We start from the raw sequence: 14,242 nt of genomic DNA on the forward strand, positions 1-14,242 counted from the left end.
GAATTTACATGCGATTTTCAAGGGGAATTGTGAAGAATCTTGTGAAGACGTTCATCGTGGCCGGTGCCGCAGTGGCGGCGTTGGCTGTTCCGGGTGTCGCAATGGCTGCTCAGGACGGTGTCGCGGCGCCGTCGGCCGGTGTCGGCGTAACGGATGTCAAGAGCCGTTGGTGCGGCCATAACTACAACAGCTGTGTCCGGGAGCGGAGCGAATTCGCCCGATACTACAACGTCGGACCGCTCCGGTACTTTCCTGTTGACCCCAGTTGTGCGGGTATCTGCTACAACGGCTACGTGTTCGATTATTGGAACAAGTAATCAATGCGGCGGTGGGGCGCTTCGGCGCCCCACCGTGTTTCACGTGCTGGGCCGGTCGAACCCCTGTCGGGACCTGCCGGGACCGAGGTCGGCTCCATCGCCTCGTCGAGATGATCTTCGGTGGAAACCGCGCTGTAACGTCGCAGTGCTGTGATTGCCGCCGGATGAGTGGCAATATGCGTGCTCTCGACACATGGGAACTACGAGGAGTGACGACGTGGCTCGATTCAAAGCGCTCGCCCTGATCCCGGCGCTCGCCCTGACCGCGGGTGCGCTGTCCGCGTGCGGCGAGGAAGGCGGAACCGCGGCCGGCGGCGTCCAGCTCGTCGCGTCCGGCAAGGTCACCACCTGCACGCACCTGCCCTACCAGCCGTTCCAGGTCAAGCAGGGCGACAAGATCGTCGGCTTCGACGTCGACCTGGTCGACCTGGTCGGCAAGAAACTGGGTGTCGAGCAGAGCATCGTGGACATCGCCTTCGAGAACATCGAATCCGGCGAATCGATGAACAGCGGGCAGTGCGACCTCGCCGCCGCGGGTATGACGATCACCGACGAGCGCAAGCAGAAGTTCGACTTCTCCGACCCGTACTTCGAGGCGACCCAGGCGCTGCTGGTCAAGACCGGTTCGCCGATCAAGGACCTGTCGAACGTCGCGGGCAAGAAGATCGGCGTCCAGTCGGCCACCACCGGCGCCAAGTACGCGGAGAAAGAGGCCAAGGGCGCCGAGATCGTCACCTTCGACGACCTCGCGCTGCTGGAGCAGGCCGTCAAGAACGGCACGATCGACGCGGGCGTCAACGACAACGGCGTCCTCTACGACTTCGCGAAGACGAACCCGGACACCACGGTCGTCACCGAGTTCAAGACGAACGAGTTCTACGGCATCGGTGTGAAGAAGGGCAACACCGCCCTGCTCGGCCAGATCAACGAGGTGCTCAAGGCGTCCGCGGCGGACGGCTCGTACACGCAGATCTACCAGAAGTGGTTCGGCAAGGCGCCGACCTGGCAGCCTGGTTCGGCGTCGAACTAGTTTGAAGCCGCCTCGTGGCCGGTGCCCAGCGCACCGGCCACAGGCTTGTCGCCACTTGTTTGAGGAGAAAAATGGCTTTGAGCCGCCGCCAGCGACGTTCGGCGTTCCGGACCGGGCAGTACGTCCTGCTGCTGGTGATCGTCATCGTGCTCGCTCTGCTCGCGGACTGGGGCAGGATCGGCAAGGCGTTCTTCGATCTCGAGGTCGCCGCCGACCAGTTCCCGGCCGTCATCACCGTCGCGCTGAAGAACACCATCGTCTTCACCGCGCTGGGTTTCGCGCTCGGTCTCGGGTTGGGCCTCCTGCTCGCCCTGATGAGACTTTCCTCGGTCGCCCCGTACCGCTGGGTGGCGCGCGGGTACATCGAGTTCTTCCGCGGTCTGCCCGCGCTGCTGATCTTCATCGCCGTCGGCATCGGTGTGCCGACGGCCTTCAACGCGAACCTGCCGCGCAACATCGCGATCATGCTGGCGCTGGGCATCGTGTCCTCGGCCTACATGGCCGAGACCATCCGCGCCGGTATCCAGGCGGTGCCGCGCGGACAGGTCGAAGCGGCGCGTTCGCTCGGCATGTCGCCCGCCCGCACGATGATCACCGTCGTGATCCCGCAGGCGTTCCGGATCATCCTGCCGCCGCTGGCCAACGAGCTGATCATGCTGACGAAGGACTCTTCGCTGGCCTTCCTCCTCGGCACCACGCCGTTGCAACAGGAACTGGCGCAGTTCAGCCGTCAGGCGCTGATCGAAGCCAGGGGACTGACGCCGGTCGTGGTCGCCGGTCTGTGTTATCTCGTCATCACGATTCCGCTGTCGATCCTGCAGCAGCGGCTCGAAAAGAAATACGGGGCCGGAGTGCCCGGCGGAGGAACGGTATGAGCACCCAGACGATCGTCGAGGTTTCGGGACTGCACAAGGCTTTCGGCGACCTCGAGGTGCTCAAGGGCATCGATCTGCACGTCGACCGGGGACAGGTCGTCTGCATCATCGGCCCGTCGGGTTCGGGCAAGTCGACGCTGTTGCGCTGCGTCAACCTCCTCGAGGAACCGCAGCAGGGCAAGATCGTCGTCAACGGCAGCGAGATCACCGACCCGGACGTCGACATCGACGCCGCCCGCACGAAGATCGGCATGGTCTTCCAGTCGTTCAACCTCTTCTCGCACCTGAGCGTGCTCGAGAACCTCACCGTCGCGCAGCGCAAGGTCCTGAAGCGCGGCAAGGAAGAGGCGGAGCGCATCGCGCGGGAAAACCTCGCGAAGGTCGGGCTGGCGGAGAAGGAGTCTTCGCTGCCGACGCAGCTTTCCGGCGGGCAGCAGCAGCGCGTCGCGATCGCCAGGGCACTGTCGATGAACCCCGACGTCATGCTGTTCGACGAACCGACCTCGGCACTGGACCCCGAACTGGTCGGTGACGTCCTCGCGGTCATGCGGCAGCTCGCGCAGGAGGGCATGACGATGCTCGTCGTCACGCACGAGATGCAGTTCGCCCGCGAAGTGGCCGACACCGTGCTGTTCATGGACGGCGGCGTCGTCGTCGAGCAGGGCGCGCCGGACCAGGTGATCGGGGACCCGCAGGAGGAACGCACGAAGACGTTCCTCTCACGGGTCCTGAACCCGAACCACCAGGGCTAACGTCCCCTGAGCTGCGACTCCAGCTGAACGACCTTCCCGACGATTTCGTGCGGTCCGGCGCCCATGAGGCTCACCCAGCCCTTGGCGTCCGGGCCGAACACGACTCGGCCCTGATCGGTGTCCATCCAGCCCGGTGGTCTCTCGACGCGTTTGCGGTTGCCGCCGCCGTCACGGATGGCGACGTAAAGCCTGCCGAAGAAGGTGTGCGGCGACCGGATCCACTGGAGGATCTTCTTGGCGTCACGGATGCTGGGGCCGCTGCCGGTCAGCATTTCGCCCTTCATCAGGACCTGCAGATCGTCTTCCGAGCAGTTCAAGGACGGTGTGCGCGCGGCGGGCGCCTCGGGAAGCAGGCCGGTGAAATCCTGCGCCAAGGTGTCCGGCCGCGTCGGCGTCAGGTAGACGACCTTGTCGACCAAGACCACCGTGACCGCTTCCCGGCCACTTCCCGCGGCGCGAACGGTCCGCTCACGCCCCTCGGACTTCACCCACGAGTAGTACTCGACCGCGGGCCGCTGCAGAAACCTCAGCGTGTCGAGGAACTCGTCGTCGATCCGGCCACGGGTGAGCAGGCCTTGTCCGTCCAATTCGGACTGTGCGGTGGCCGCGAGCTCGCGGCGTTCCTCGGGCAGGTACCACTGCGCGCCACGGACGAGCGTCGGGTGGATGTCGCCCAGATTGTGGTGGTCCAGCAGGGTTTCGTAGGTCTGGAGCGTCAGCTCGACGGGTTTCCGCAGCACGATTACGCGCCGATCACCGGCGGAACCGGCTTGTCCCCGTCGTAACCGCCGAAGAGCGAGTCGCCGTCCTCTTCCTGCAGCGTGATCTTGCGCTGGTGCTCTTCGTCCTCGCCGCCCTTGCCCTTGCCGGCACCGGGGCCCATCCCGCCGCCACCCATGCCGGGCGCGCCGGGGCGCCCCGCCGCCGCGGGGCCTCCCGCCGGTGCACCACGCATCGCACCTTCACCGGGCATGGCGGCGCCGACGCCGCGACCCGGCCCCATGCTCCCCGGCCCGCCGGTCGATCCACCCGGCCCGAACCCTCCGCCGGGCCCGAAACCGCCGCCGAACCCGCCCGTTCCCGGGCCGAAACCGCTGCCGCCACCAGGTCCACCTCCGCCGGGCGCACCCGGCCCGAAGTTGGGCGGCGGGAAGTTGCCTGGACGCCCCTGGACCCGGTGGTCCGAGCTGGACAGATCGGTCCCCTCGTTCGGCCGTCGAATCGGCTGCGGAACCTGCGGCATCCTCGGCGGCTGCGGAACCTGCGGCGGCCGTGGCGCCTGATACCCCTCGGCGCCCGGAGGCGCGCTGTACGAACTCGGCCCGCCGGTGTACCCACCGGGCCCGCCGACCCGGCCCGTTTCGCCACCCGAATGCCCGCCGGTGAACCCGCTGACCTTGGTCTGACCGGGATCGACCGGATCCGGCGTGATCGGCCCCGACGAGACATTCGGATCGTGCGCGGCCGGATAGGCCGGCGCGAGCGACTGCTGCCGCGGCTGAGTGCTCTGGTAATACGGCTCGTAGATCTCGACGTTGTGCTTGGTGTCCGCGTCGAACTTCGCCGCCGCGATCTCGTCGTCACTCGCGCCGATGGACAAGACGTCCTCAGGCCCGCTGTCCCCCGCGCGCTCCTTCTCGACCGGCCGGACATTACCGCGGGTGTAATGGAAAGAGGCGTTCTGGTCGAACATCGACTGGCGGGAGCGGTCCATGTTCTCACCCGCGATCTTGGAGGTCGCGATGAGCGGGGCGAGTCCGGCTACGCCGCTGTCGGCCGCTTTGCCCTTCCAGAAGGAACTGAGCGCGGTCTGGCTGTCGCCCATGGCCTTGCTGATGTCTTCGTGGATCACCAACAGCTTGTGGGACGCCACTTGCGCCGCGTCGAGCCGCTTCGTGGTGTTGGGATTGGCGTTGAGTTTCTCGAAGATCTCCCAGCCGCTGTAGGTCATTGGGCCGCCTTGAGATGCTGAACGGCGAACCCGCCGATCTTCGTGAGGAGACCGCAGGCATCGTTGTACTTGGGGCTGCCGCTGAAGAGTTGCGTGGTCAGGACATACATCATGTCGTCACGAACCCCGATCGCCAGGTTGCAGACCCCGGGGCCCTCCCCGCCGTTGGCGTAGATGACCGCCGGGTGGCCTCCGACGTCGGCCACCGGCTGAAACGTCGAGACACCACTTCCCTGCGCTTTGAGCGCATACAGGTGACTGAGACCGTCCGGCTGGCTGACATTGAGATTTCCGGTCACTGTGCCAGAGGTGTTCGCGAGGATCCACAGGCAGCCCTTGCCGCCCGCGATGTCCTGCGGTTCGGCTGTCTTCAGAGTGACGCCAGTGCTGTTGATCTCCGACTGGCTTGCCGCGCCACACGCGTTCGTTTCGAAAGCGGTCGTCTTCAACGGGGTCGCCACCTTGGGTGCACCTGCCCGGGGAAGGCCGGACTCCGCAGCGGACGATGTGCTCGGTTCGGCGGTCGGCTTGCCGGGATTCTCGCCGCTGCACCCGGCGATCACGGCGGTGGCGGAAACAGCGGCGGCAAGGACGGCCATGGACCGGGAGCGCATTCAGAGAGCCTTTCCGATGGAGCGGATCGCGTCGAGTGCGGCCTGGTCTTGGTTCTGATAGGCCGTCCTGATGTCTATCAGGGTTTGCATGTACGCCTGTGCGTAGGCGGCTGCTCCGTTGAGAAAGGACTGGTAGACCGCGCCTGACTCGTTGGCCTTGGCGACGTAGCCGTCACTCGCGACCTCGGCGCCCATGGCATCGATGCCAGTGAGGTTGCTGGCTTCGGCACGTGCGCGGCTGAAGTCACGTTCGATGCAGTCCTGGAGCGACTTGATCACGGCGTCCATGGCAGCGGGGTCGAACTCCCAGCCACCGTTCGCTGAAGCGGCCGCGAAGTCGGCCTTCGCCTGGCCGCTGCCCAGCTCGCCGTAATTTGGCGGGGGCGGTGAAGGTGGCGCTGCGGCGGCGCCCTGGATCAACCCCGAGTTCGGCGGTGGCGCCTGCGGCCCCGGCCCGTTGAGCTGGTCGTAGACCCCTTGAGGGCCGCGTCCCGGTCCTGTCATGTCGTGCCTCCCCGCACGGGCCGAGATAGGGCGCGACCTACCCGTAGTTCCCTACTGACTCCAACCGGTGACGATAGCAGCAGGTAAACCATTGATCAGCCACTTCGAGGAGATCACCGTCAAAAGGTGGGATGGTTGGCGTGCTTTGTCCTGAACAGCGGTTTTGCCTGATCAGGAACGCTTGAGGTGCTTGATCGCCGAGGTCGCCATGCCGCATGTGCCCAGCGGATCACGTGAGTTCCGCGTTGCCGTTCGTCGGCGGATTGCCACACGGTCAAGGGGCGAGACCTACCGTAGCCACCGTTGACTCCGGTGAGTGACCGTAGCTGTGAAACAGGACATCGACGGCAAACCCGGCCAAGGCCGCCGACGCAAACCCGAACGGCCTGGTCCGGAACCCGGGGCGGCCGTTCTGCCGTCGTACCTCCGTGGCAGTTTCCGGTCTGCTGTCCTGGGCCACTTGCGAATCCCGGGTGTGATCGGCTTCGCTGGTGGCCGGGAACGACGGGGGAGGGAAGCGAGACGATGCCGGGTTTTCGGCGCAACAACGGGCCGCGCGATCCGGGGGAAGGTGACCAGAACGGTGATACTTCGCTGCCGCCGCTGGACCCGTTCGATCCGAACCCCGACAAGCGGTACGAGGTTCCGGCGTCCGAGCTGATGAAGCCGGGCTCGACGGGGTTGCTCCGCTGGCGTCGCCAGGCGACCAACGCGCCGATCGTGCAGGTCGAGGACGCGTACATCACCGGGACGCTGGATCTGCGCGCGGCCGACATCAAGTATCTGTTCCGGTTCGAGCGGTGCCGGTTCGAGCATCCGCCGGACGTCCGCGAGGCGCATCTGCTCGGGCTCGTGTTCCGCAAATGCTGGCTGCCCGGGCTCAAGGCGCGCAACCTCCGCACCCGCAACGACGTCCGCCTCATCCGCAGTGTCGTCCACGTCGACGCCGAGCACGAGATCGAGGAGACCACGGTCCAGCGCGGCGACGATCGCGAGCGCGGGATGCCGAACGCGGCGGTCAACCTCACCGACGCGGTCATCGAGGGCTCCGTCGTGCTGACCCGTACGGTGATCACGCATCCGCGCGGCAAGGCGATCCAGGCCGACCGGGTCAACATCGTCGGCGCGTTGCTGGCGTATCGGTTGGTGGCCAACGGGGAAGTCCGTATCCCGGGCATGCGCGCCGGCGGTAACGTCAACTTCTCCGGCGCGACGCTGAACAACCGGGACGGCTTCGCGCTCAATGGAAACGGGATCCACATCGGCGGCAGCCTGTTGTGCGAGGTGGACAACTACGGGCCCGCCTCGCAGCGGAAACGCTTCTCCGCCAGTGGGATCATGTTCCTGCCGAGCGCCACTGTGGACAGTGACATCATTTTGCGCGAGGCAAGGCTTTCGGTGAACCAGTCCGGGCCGATCGTCGTCGACGCGTGGAAGTCGAACGATCCGTACATCGATCCGCGGCCGGCGCTGGTCGCGGATCGCTCGACGGTCAAAGGAAACCTCGAGCTGAGTGACGGGATGCAGGCGACCGGGACGCTGCGGATGGTCAACGCCCGGATCGGCGGTTCGCTGCGGCTCGCCGGCGCCGAGGTCCAGGTCGTCCGCGGGCAGACCATTCCCTACTACGACCGCGCGATCCATCTCGACGGGACCACCATCGGCGGCGATCTGGAGGCGACGAGCCTGCGGGTGCCGTCCGGGCAGTTGCGCATGGCCGACATCACCGTCGGTGGCAACGTGCTGGCGTGGAACTCGATGTTCCTCCACCCGCGCCGCGACGTCTTTTCCGCGCGGCGCGCGAAGATCGCGGGCAATTTCCAGCTCACCGACGCGACCGTTCAAGGCACGTTGCGGTTGCAGGGCGCCGAAATCGGCGGCAGCGTGAATCTCTTCGGCACGAGCCTGACCGAGCCCGGCGCCCGCACGCGCACCAGTTACTCGCTGGATGTCCGCACCGCGCGGATCGGCCGGGACCTGATCCTCACCGAGAACAAGGAACGCCCGTTCGTCGCGCAGGGCGGGGTCAACCTCGACGGCGCACAGGTCGCGCGGCGCGTCGACTTCCGCGGCGCGCGGCTGGGTTCCCTGCCGCAGCACGGGATCGCGCTCGACGGCAGTGACGTCTCCGCCGACGAATTCCTGCTCACGCCCGGCGCTCCGCCGGACGGCCGGATCGTGCTGCGGCGCGCGCATTGCGGGACGCTGGGCGACAACGAGGCGTTCTGGGCGTCGGCGAGCCGGGTCGAGCTGGAAGACTTCCGTTACGACGCACTGCAAGAGGACATCGCGCTCGACGACGACCGGGCGATCGACCATCGGATCGCGTTGTTGCGCAAGGCGATGGACGGCTACCGCCCTGGACCCTACGACCAGCTGGCCGCGACGCTGCGCGCGTCCGGTAATGAAGAGCACGCCTCCACGGTGCTGCTGAAGAAACAGCAGTTCCGGTACGAGGCGCTCGCGAAGGGCTTCAAGTTCTTCGGACCCGGTGTGCACGTGTGGAGCTGGTTGCAGCGGTCGATGGTCGGCTACGGCTTCCGGCCGGTGCGCGCGCTGGGCTGGCTGCTGACGCTGCTCGTGCTGGGGAGCCTGTGGTTCGGGCTCGGCGTCGACGACTGCATCACGAATCCGAAGCTCACGGTGAGCGGGCCGCGGTGCCTGGTCAACCAGGACGACACCGGGTTGCAGTGGAATCCGGTGCTGTACACGATCGACCTCCTGGTCCCGATCGTCGACTTCGGCAACAAGTCGCGCTGGTACATGCACGGCATGGACAACTGGGTCGCGGCCGGGTTCACCGCATCGGGCTGGGTGCTGGCGACGACGGTCGCGGCGGGCATAAGCCGGATGCTCCGCCGCGACAACTGAGGGTATTTCACATACCCTCAGTACGGAGGTATGTGATGACGCAGCGCAGCGCCACCGGCGAGATCGCGATCGCCGCCCCGCCCGAGAAGGTCTACGCCCTGGTCAGCGACCCGGGCGCCCTCGCGGACATGGCCGAGGAGTACGAAGGGCACCGATGGGTCGGTGCGGCGAAGGAGCCCGCCGTCGGCGCGAAGTTCCGCGGCCGCAACCGCCGCGGGATCCGTCGCTGGAGCACCCTCTCGACGATCACCGACGCCGACGAGGGCAAGCGGTTCGCGTTCGAGGTGACCACGTTCGCCGGTCTTCCCGTCGCGCGCTGGCAGTACGACATCGAGGCGACGGATGACGGCTGCGTGGCCGTCGAAAGCACGTGGGACCGGCGCCCGGGCTGGCTACGCGGGCCGACGTCGCTGTTTACCGGGGTCTGGAAGCGGGACGACGCCAACCGGGCGAACATCGCCGCGACGCTGGCCCGGTTGAAGACCGCCGCCGAAACCCGCGTTCAGTCCTCTGAATGCGGCGGTTCGCACTCCCGACTACCGCATTCAGAGGACTGAACGCGCGGGGAGGGCTGGGTCACTCCACGAACCGCGACCAGAACTCGACCGGACGCGGCCCGCCGGGCGGCGGCGGGCCCAGTGGCTGGCCGCAGAAGTCGTGCCGCAGGTATCCCCGCAGGTCGTAGCCGTAGTAGACGATGTCGGTCTGATACACCGACAGCACCGGATATCCCGTGCTCCCGGCGATCCCCGGCAGGTATCGGTGCCCGCAGACGGGCACCAGCTGAGGGGCGAGCGCCAGCTGCGAGCGCGCCCGCGAAAGCGCGTCGGCGAGGTCGATCGGTCGCATGCCCCAGTCCGGCAGCCAGAAGCCGTTGTGTTCGATGTCGTAAAGCACCCCGTCGACCGGCCAGTCCAGGCGTTTTCGCAGCTGGTCGGGGTTGCCGCAGCGCCAGTCCGGCCAGCGGTCGCCGATCGGCACCCCGGCGGACAGGAAGGTGCGGTGGTCGGCGGCGAACCGGAAGCCGAAGCGGGCTTCGACGTCGTCGAGCTCGGCCTCGCTCAACCCGGGACGCACGGGTTCGGCCAAGCTCGCCTGGAGGTCGTGTGCCTCCTCGATGGTGAAGGCGTGCTCAACAGTGGACATGTGTTCGAGCCTAAGTCGCCCAACGCGAAGGCGCCTTCTCTTTTAACACCACTCCCTCATCACCCACATGGGGCTCCTCCCCCGGGGTGAGCTCGCCCTCTCAACGCCTGGACCTCGGAACAGCACGGCCGCGCGTGTAGTTCACTCATGTCGTGACTACCCCACGACCGCAGTCCCGCGTCCGGGCGCCCGAGCTCGACGGCGACGGGTGGCTCAACACCGGCGGCGAGGCGATCACGCTCGCCGGGCTGCGCGGCCGCGTCGTCCTGCTGGACTTCTGGACCAGCGGCTGCGTCAACTGCCTGCACGTGCTGGACGAGCTGCGCCCGCTGGAGGCCGAGTTCGCCGACGTCCTGGTGACCATCGGCGTGCATTCGCCCAAGTTCCTGCACGAGGGCGAGGCGGCCGCGATCGAGGCCGCCGTGCGGCGCTACGAGGTCCACCACCCGGTCCTCAACGACCCGAAGATGGCCACCTGGTCCCAGTACGCCGTCAAGGCGTGGCCGACGCTGGTCGTCGTCGACCCCGAGGGGTACGTCGTCCACGTCGCCGCCGGCGAGGGCCACGCCGAGGCGTTGCGCCGGGTGATCGCCGATCTCGTCGCGACCCACGAGGCCAAGGGCACGCTGCGCCGCGGCGGCAGTCCGTACGTCCCGGCCGAGGAACAGCCCACCGAGCTGCGCTTCCCGAGCAAGGCCGTCACCACCGCCGAAGGCCGCATCCTGGTCGCCGACACCGGCAACCACTCGATCGTCGAGTTCGCGTCCGACGGCGAGACGATCATCCGGCGCTTCGGCAGCGGAGAGCGCGGCGCGCAGGACGGGCCGTTCGACCTGGCGAGTTTCACCGAGCCGTCCGGGATCACCCTGTTGCCGTACGAGGTCGCCGAGCGCGCGGGTTACCACGCCGTCGTCGCCGACACGGCCGGTCACCGGCTGCGCGGCATCGACCTGATCACCGGCGAGGTCTCCACGGTCGGCGGCACCGGCCGTCAGTGGCGCGACGGCGTCGACACCGGCAAGGCGCTCGACATCGACCTGACCAGCCCCTGGGACGTCGCGTGGTGGGGGCCCGCGGGCGGTGTCGTGGTCGCCATGGCGGGCAACCACACGCTGAGCGTGTTCGAGCCGGTCTCGGGCACCATCCGCCGCTTCGCCGGCACGACCGTCGAAGGTCTGCGTGACGGCGACGTCCACGAAGCGTTCTTCGCGCAGACGTCCGGTCTCACGCCCGACGGGCGGAAGCTGTGGCTCGCGGACGCGGAGACGTCGGCGCTGCGCTGGATCCAGCCCGAGGGCGAGACGTTCACCGTGTACACCGCGGTCGGCGTCGACCTGTTCTCCTTCGGGCACGTCGACGGGCCCGCCGACAAGGCGCTCCTGCAGCATCCTCTCGGCCTCGCCGTGCTGCCCGGCGACACCATCGCGATCGCCGACACCTACAACGGCGCGATCCGCCGCTACGACCCGCTCACCCGCCAGGTGACCACGCTCGCGACCGGTCTCGCGGAGCCGTCGGGCCTGCTGGTGCACGACGGCGAACTGCTGGTCGTCGAGTCCGCGGGAAGCCGCATCGGTCCGGTGCCGCTCGGGGAGCGGACGGTGGCGGGGGACGCGCACGCGGTCCGCCGTCCGCCGACCGTGCTGGCGCCGGGCGAGCTGGAGTTCTCCGTCGTCTTCACCCCGCCGCCGGGGGAGAAGCTCGACGACCGGTTCGGCCCGTCGACGCGGCTGGAGATCAGCGCGTCGCCGCCGGAACTGCTCGTCGACGGCGCCGGGGTGGGCACGGACCTGTTCCGCAAGCTTCGCTTCGCCGAGGGCGTCACCGGCGGGGTCCTGCAGGTCGTCGCACAGGCCGCCAGCTGCGATGACGGAGGCGAACACCCCGCGTGCCGCATCACCCGCCAGGACTGGGGCGTGCCGGTGCGGTTCGAAAAGGGCGGAGAAAGCGTGCTGAGCCTGGTCATGGCCGGGGATCCGGGTAAGTAGAGTCGTACTCGTGTCAGATCGGCCGAAACTCGAGATTCAGATGCTGCAGGACAGGGTGCTCGTGAAGCTGTCCCCCGAGGACGGAGAGCGCCGGAGTTCCGGCGGCATCGTCATCCCCGCCACCGCGCAGGTCGCGCGGCGCCTCGCGTGGGGTGATGTACTGGGCGTGGGCAACAGTGTGCGGAACGTCAAGACCGGTGATCGTGTGCTGTTCAATCCGGACGACCAGCACGAGGTCGAGATCCAGGGCGAGGGGCACCTGGTGATGCGGGAACGGGACATCCACGCCGTGGCGACGGAACGGACCGAACACGGCACGGGGTTGTACCTGTAGCCCTGGTGTCCGGTAAGGGGGTGGTGGGAGTTGGCACGCGAGGACCGAGACGACCTGTTCACCGACGACCTCCTCCCGGACTCCGACCAGGGCCTGGTGGACGAGCTCTTCGAGGGCGACAGGGTGGTGCATCCGCCACCCACGCCCGCGTCGAAGCTCCGCCGGGGACTCGGCAAGGGCCTCATGGTCACCGGGGTGCTCATGGGCCTCTTCGTGGTGGCGTACGCGGTCGATCTGATCGTCAGCGCCGGGGACGTCCCGCGCGGGGTCACGGTCGCGGGGATCGACGTCGGCGGCCTCACGCACAAGGAAGCCGAGTCGAAGCTTCGCCGTGAGCTGGAGCCCAGGCTGATCGAGCCGGTGCGGGTGCGGGCGGGCGACGTCCGGACGGTGCTGTACCCGACGTCGTCGGGTCTCGGCCTGGACTGGCCGCAGACGCTGGGGCGCGCCGGTCATCAGCCGCTGAGCCCGTACACGCGGCTGATGTCGTTCTTCAGCAGCCGCGAGGTCGGCGTCGTCACCTGGACCGACGCGCCGAAGCTCGAAAAGACCGTTTCGGATCTCGCCGCCGCGCAGCTGAACCGCCCGCCGGTCGAAGGGAACATCACGTTCCAGCCCGTCGCGGGCACCGACGGCGGCGTCGTCCCGGCCGCGGTGGAGCCGCGGAACGGGCAGGCGGTCGCCGACCTCAAGGAGGCGGTCTCCGCGGTCACCGACCGCTGGCTGAGCGACGAAGGTGTCGAGCTGAAGGTGAACGTCGCGCCCGTGAAGGCGACTTCGCCCGGTGTGCACGCGGCGCTCGTCAAGATCGTTGTCCCCGCGGTCGCGAAGCCGCTCGTCATCCGCGGCGAGGGTAAGGACGCGACACTGAAACCGAACACGATCGCGGAGTCCTTCCAGTTCGCCGCGCGCGACGACGGCAATCTCGAAGTCCGCATCGACCAGGGCAAACTGCGCGCCGCCGCGCAGCCTCAGCTCAAGGAGACCGAGACCGACGGGGCGGACGCGCAGATCGTCTTCGTCGGCGAGAGGCCGGCGGTGCAGCCGTCGAAGGACGCGAGGAAGGTCAACTGGGACCACACGTTCTCGTCGCTGACCTCGGTGCTCGCGAAGAGCGAGGAGCGGGAGCTGAAGGCGGTCTACGACGCCAGCAGCCCGGCCGTCAGCACCGACGCGGCGAACGTCCTCGGTATCGACGAGGTCATCGGCGAATTCACCACGTCGGGTCTGAACGGGCCGGCGATGACGAACGTGCAGGCGTTGGCGAACAGGGTTTCCGGCGCCATCGTGAGGCCGAACGAGACGTTCAGCCTCGGCGTTCGGTCCGGGGCGAGGACTGCGGACGCCGGCTACGTCCCCGCTCCGGTGAACGAAGACGGCACCGGACCGGTCGTGGTCGGCGGCGGCGTCTCACAGCTCGCGACGACGCTCTACAACGCCGCGTACCTGGCGGGTCTCGCCGACGGCGGCCATCTCGAACACGACCATTACCTCGACCGCTATCCGGTCGCACGTGACGTCAAGGCGATCAACGACGACGGCTCGCCGGTCGAGCTGCAGATCGTCAACGACGCCCCGACCGGGATCGCGATCCAGGTGATCCCCGCCAACGGTTCGGTGACCGTGCGGATCTGGGGCACGAAACGGTTTTCGGTGCAGAGCGTCGGCGGGGAGAGGCATTCCTACCTCCCCCAGCCGGTGCAGATCGGGTCGGGGCCCGGCTGCGTGCCGGACCCCGGAGCGGCCGGGTTCGGCACCTCGGACACCCGCGTGCTCGTCGACGTCGTCACCGGGACGGAGGTCCGCCGGGAGACCCGTAACGCGACCTACTCGCCGCGCGCCGCGATCATCTGCGCTTGA

General features: G+C 67.9%; 14 protein-coding genes. 9 read left to right on the top strand and 5 right to left on the bottom strand.

Annotation, left to right across the window (positions count from 1 at the left end; all coding sequences use genetic code 11):
• Window positions 1–29: 29 nt before the first annotated feature.
• The 4 genes from ACLJQ7_RS07805 (at window position 30) to ACLJQ7_RS07820 (ending at window position 2,974) form a co-directional block, all read left to right on the top strand.
• Window positions 30–317, top strand: a complete 288-nt coding sequence (locus ACLJQ7_RS07805; RefSeq protein WP_410647442.1) for a hypothetical protein — start codon at window positions 30–32, stop codon at window positions 315–317.
• Window positions 318–534: 217 nt separating this feature from the next.
• The gene (locus tag ACLJQ7_RS07810) at window positions 535–1,347 is read left to right on the top strand and encodes a basic amino acid ABC transporter substrate-binding protein (RefSeq protein WP_410647443.1); all 813 of its coding nucleotides are present in this window, start codon (window positions 535–537) and stop codon (window positions 1,345–1,347) included.
• A gap of 71 nt (window positions 1,348–1,418) precedes the next feature.
• A complete protein-coding gene (locus ACLJQ7_RS07815) occupies window positions 1,419–2,222 on the top strand; it encodes an amino acid ABC transporter permease (protein WP_410647444.1) in 804 nt (267 codons plus the stop codon).
• The gene (locus tag ACLJQ7_RS07820) at window positions 2,219–2,974 is read left to right on the top strand and encodes an amino acid ABC transporter ATP-binding protein (RefSeq protein WP_410647445.1); all 756 of its coding nucleotides are present in this window, start codon (window positions 2,219–2,221) and stop codon (window positions 2,972–2,974) included. Before ACLJQ7_RS07815 ends, ACLJQ7_RS07820 begins: the two co-directional genes overlap by 4 nt.
• On the opposite strand, the gene ACLJQ7_RS07825 is transcribed toward ACLJQ7_RS07820, so the two are convergent.
• Genes ACLJQ7_RS07825 through ACLJQ7_RS07840 form a run of 4 tightly spaced genes read right to left on the bottom strand, consistent with a single transcriptional unit; the run spans window position 2,971 to window position 6,043 of the window.
• Window positions 2,971–3,714, bottom strand: a complete 744-nt coding sequence (locus ACLJQ7_RS07825; protein WP_410647446.1) for an ESX secretion-associated protein EspG — start codon at window positions 3,712–3,714, stop codon at window positions 2,971–2,973. The two genes, ACLJQ7_RS07820 and ACLJQ7_RS07825, sit on opposite strands and share 4 nt — an antisense overlap.
• Window positions 3,715–3,716: 2 nt before the next feature.
• Window positions 3,717–4,925 carry a hypothetical protein gene (locus ACLJQ7_RS07830; protein ID WP_410647447.1) on the bottom strand — a complete coding sequence of 403 codons (1,209 nt, stop codon included), beginning with the start codon at window positions 4,923–4,925 and terminating at the stop codon, window positions 3,717–3,719.
• Entirely contained in the window at window positions 4,922–5,524 is a 603-nt protein-coding gene (locus ACLJQ7_RS07835; RefSeq protein ID WP_410647448.1) for a DUF3558 domain-containing protein, read from the bottom strand. The genes ACLJQ7_RS07830 and ACLJQ7_RS07835 overlap by 4 nt, the downstream gene beginning before the upstream one ends.
• A 15-nt stretch (window positions 5,525–5,539) precedes the next feature.
• A complete protein-coding gene (locus ACLJQ7_RS07840; protein ID WP_410647449.1) occupies window positions 5,540–6,043 on the bottom strand; it encodes a hypothetical protein in 504 nt (167 codons plus the stop codon).
• A gap of 525 nt (window positions 6,044–6,568) precedes the next feature.
• Here ACLJQ7_RS07840 and ACLJQ7_RS07845 point away from each other — a divergent pair.
• Entirely contained in the window at window positions 6,569–8,914 is a 2,346-nt protein-coding gene (locus ACLJQ7_RS07845) for an oxidoreductase (protein WP_410647450.1), read from the top strand.
• A gap of 35 nt (window positions 8,915–8,949) precedes the next feature.
• Complete coding sequence (locus tag ACLJQ7_RS07850; RefSeq protein WP_410647451.1) at window positions 8,950–9,471, top strand: SRPBCC family protein; 522 nt, start codon at window positions 8,950–8,952, stop codon at window positions 9,469–9,471.
• Window positions 9,472–9,490: 19 nt separating this feature from the next.
• Here ACLJQ7_RS07850 and ACLJQ7_RS07855 read toward each other — a convergent pair whose 3' ends face one another.
• Window positions 9,491–10,060: a hypothetical protein gene (locus tag ACLJQ7_RS07855; protein WP_410647452.1), complete on the bottom strand. Its 570-nt coding sequence runs from the start codon at window positions 10,058–10,060 to the stop codon at window positions 9,491–9,493.
• Between the two features lie 152 nt (window positions 10,061–10,212).
• Between ACLJQ7_RS07855 and ACLJQ7_RS07860 the strand changes: the two genes are divergently transcribed.
• From ACLJQ7_RS07860 to ACLJQ7_RS07870, 3 genes are read left to right on the top strand one after another with little or no spacing between them, the layout of a single operon-like run.
• A complete protein-coding gene (locus tag ACLJQ7_RS07860; protein WP_410647453.1) occupies window positions 10,213–12,048 on the top strand; it encodes an NHL domain-containing thioredoxin family protein in 1,836 nt (611 codons plus the stop codon).
• Window positions 12,049–12,088: 40 nt separating this feature from the next.
• A complete protein-coding gene (locus ACLJQ7_RS07865) occupies window positions 12,089–12,382 on the top strand; it encodes a GroES family chaperonin (RefSeq protein ID WP_007032412.1) in 294 nt (97 codons plus the stop codon).
• Window positions 12,383–12,412: 30 nt separating this feature from the next.
• Window positions 12,413–14,242, top strand: a complete 1,830-nt coding sequence (locus ACLJQ7_RS07870; RefSeq protein WP_410647454.1) for a VanW family protein — start codon at window positions 12,413–12,415, stop codon at window positions 14,240–14,242.

The organism is Amycolatopsis sp. cmx-4-54 (genome assembly GCF_046548895.1).
Classification (GTDB): domain Bacteria; phylum Actinomycetota; class Actinomycetes; order Mycobacteriales; family Pseudonocardiaceae; genus Amycolatopsis.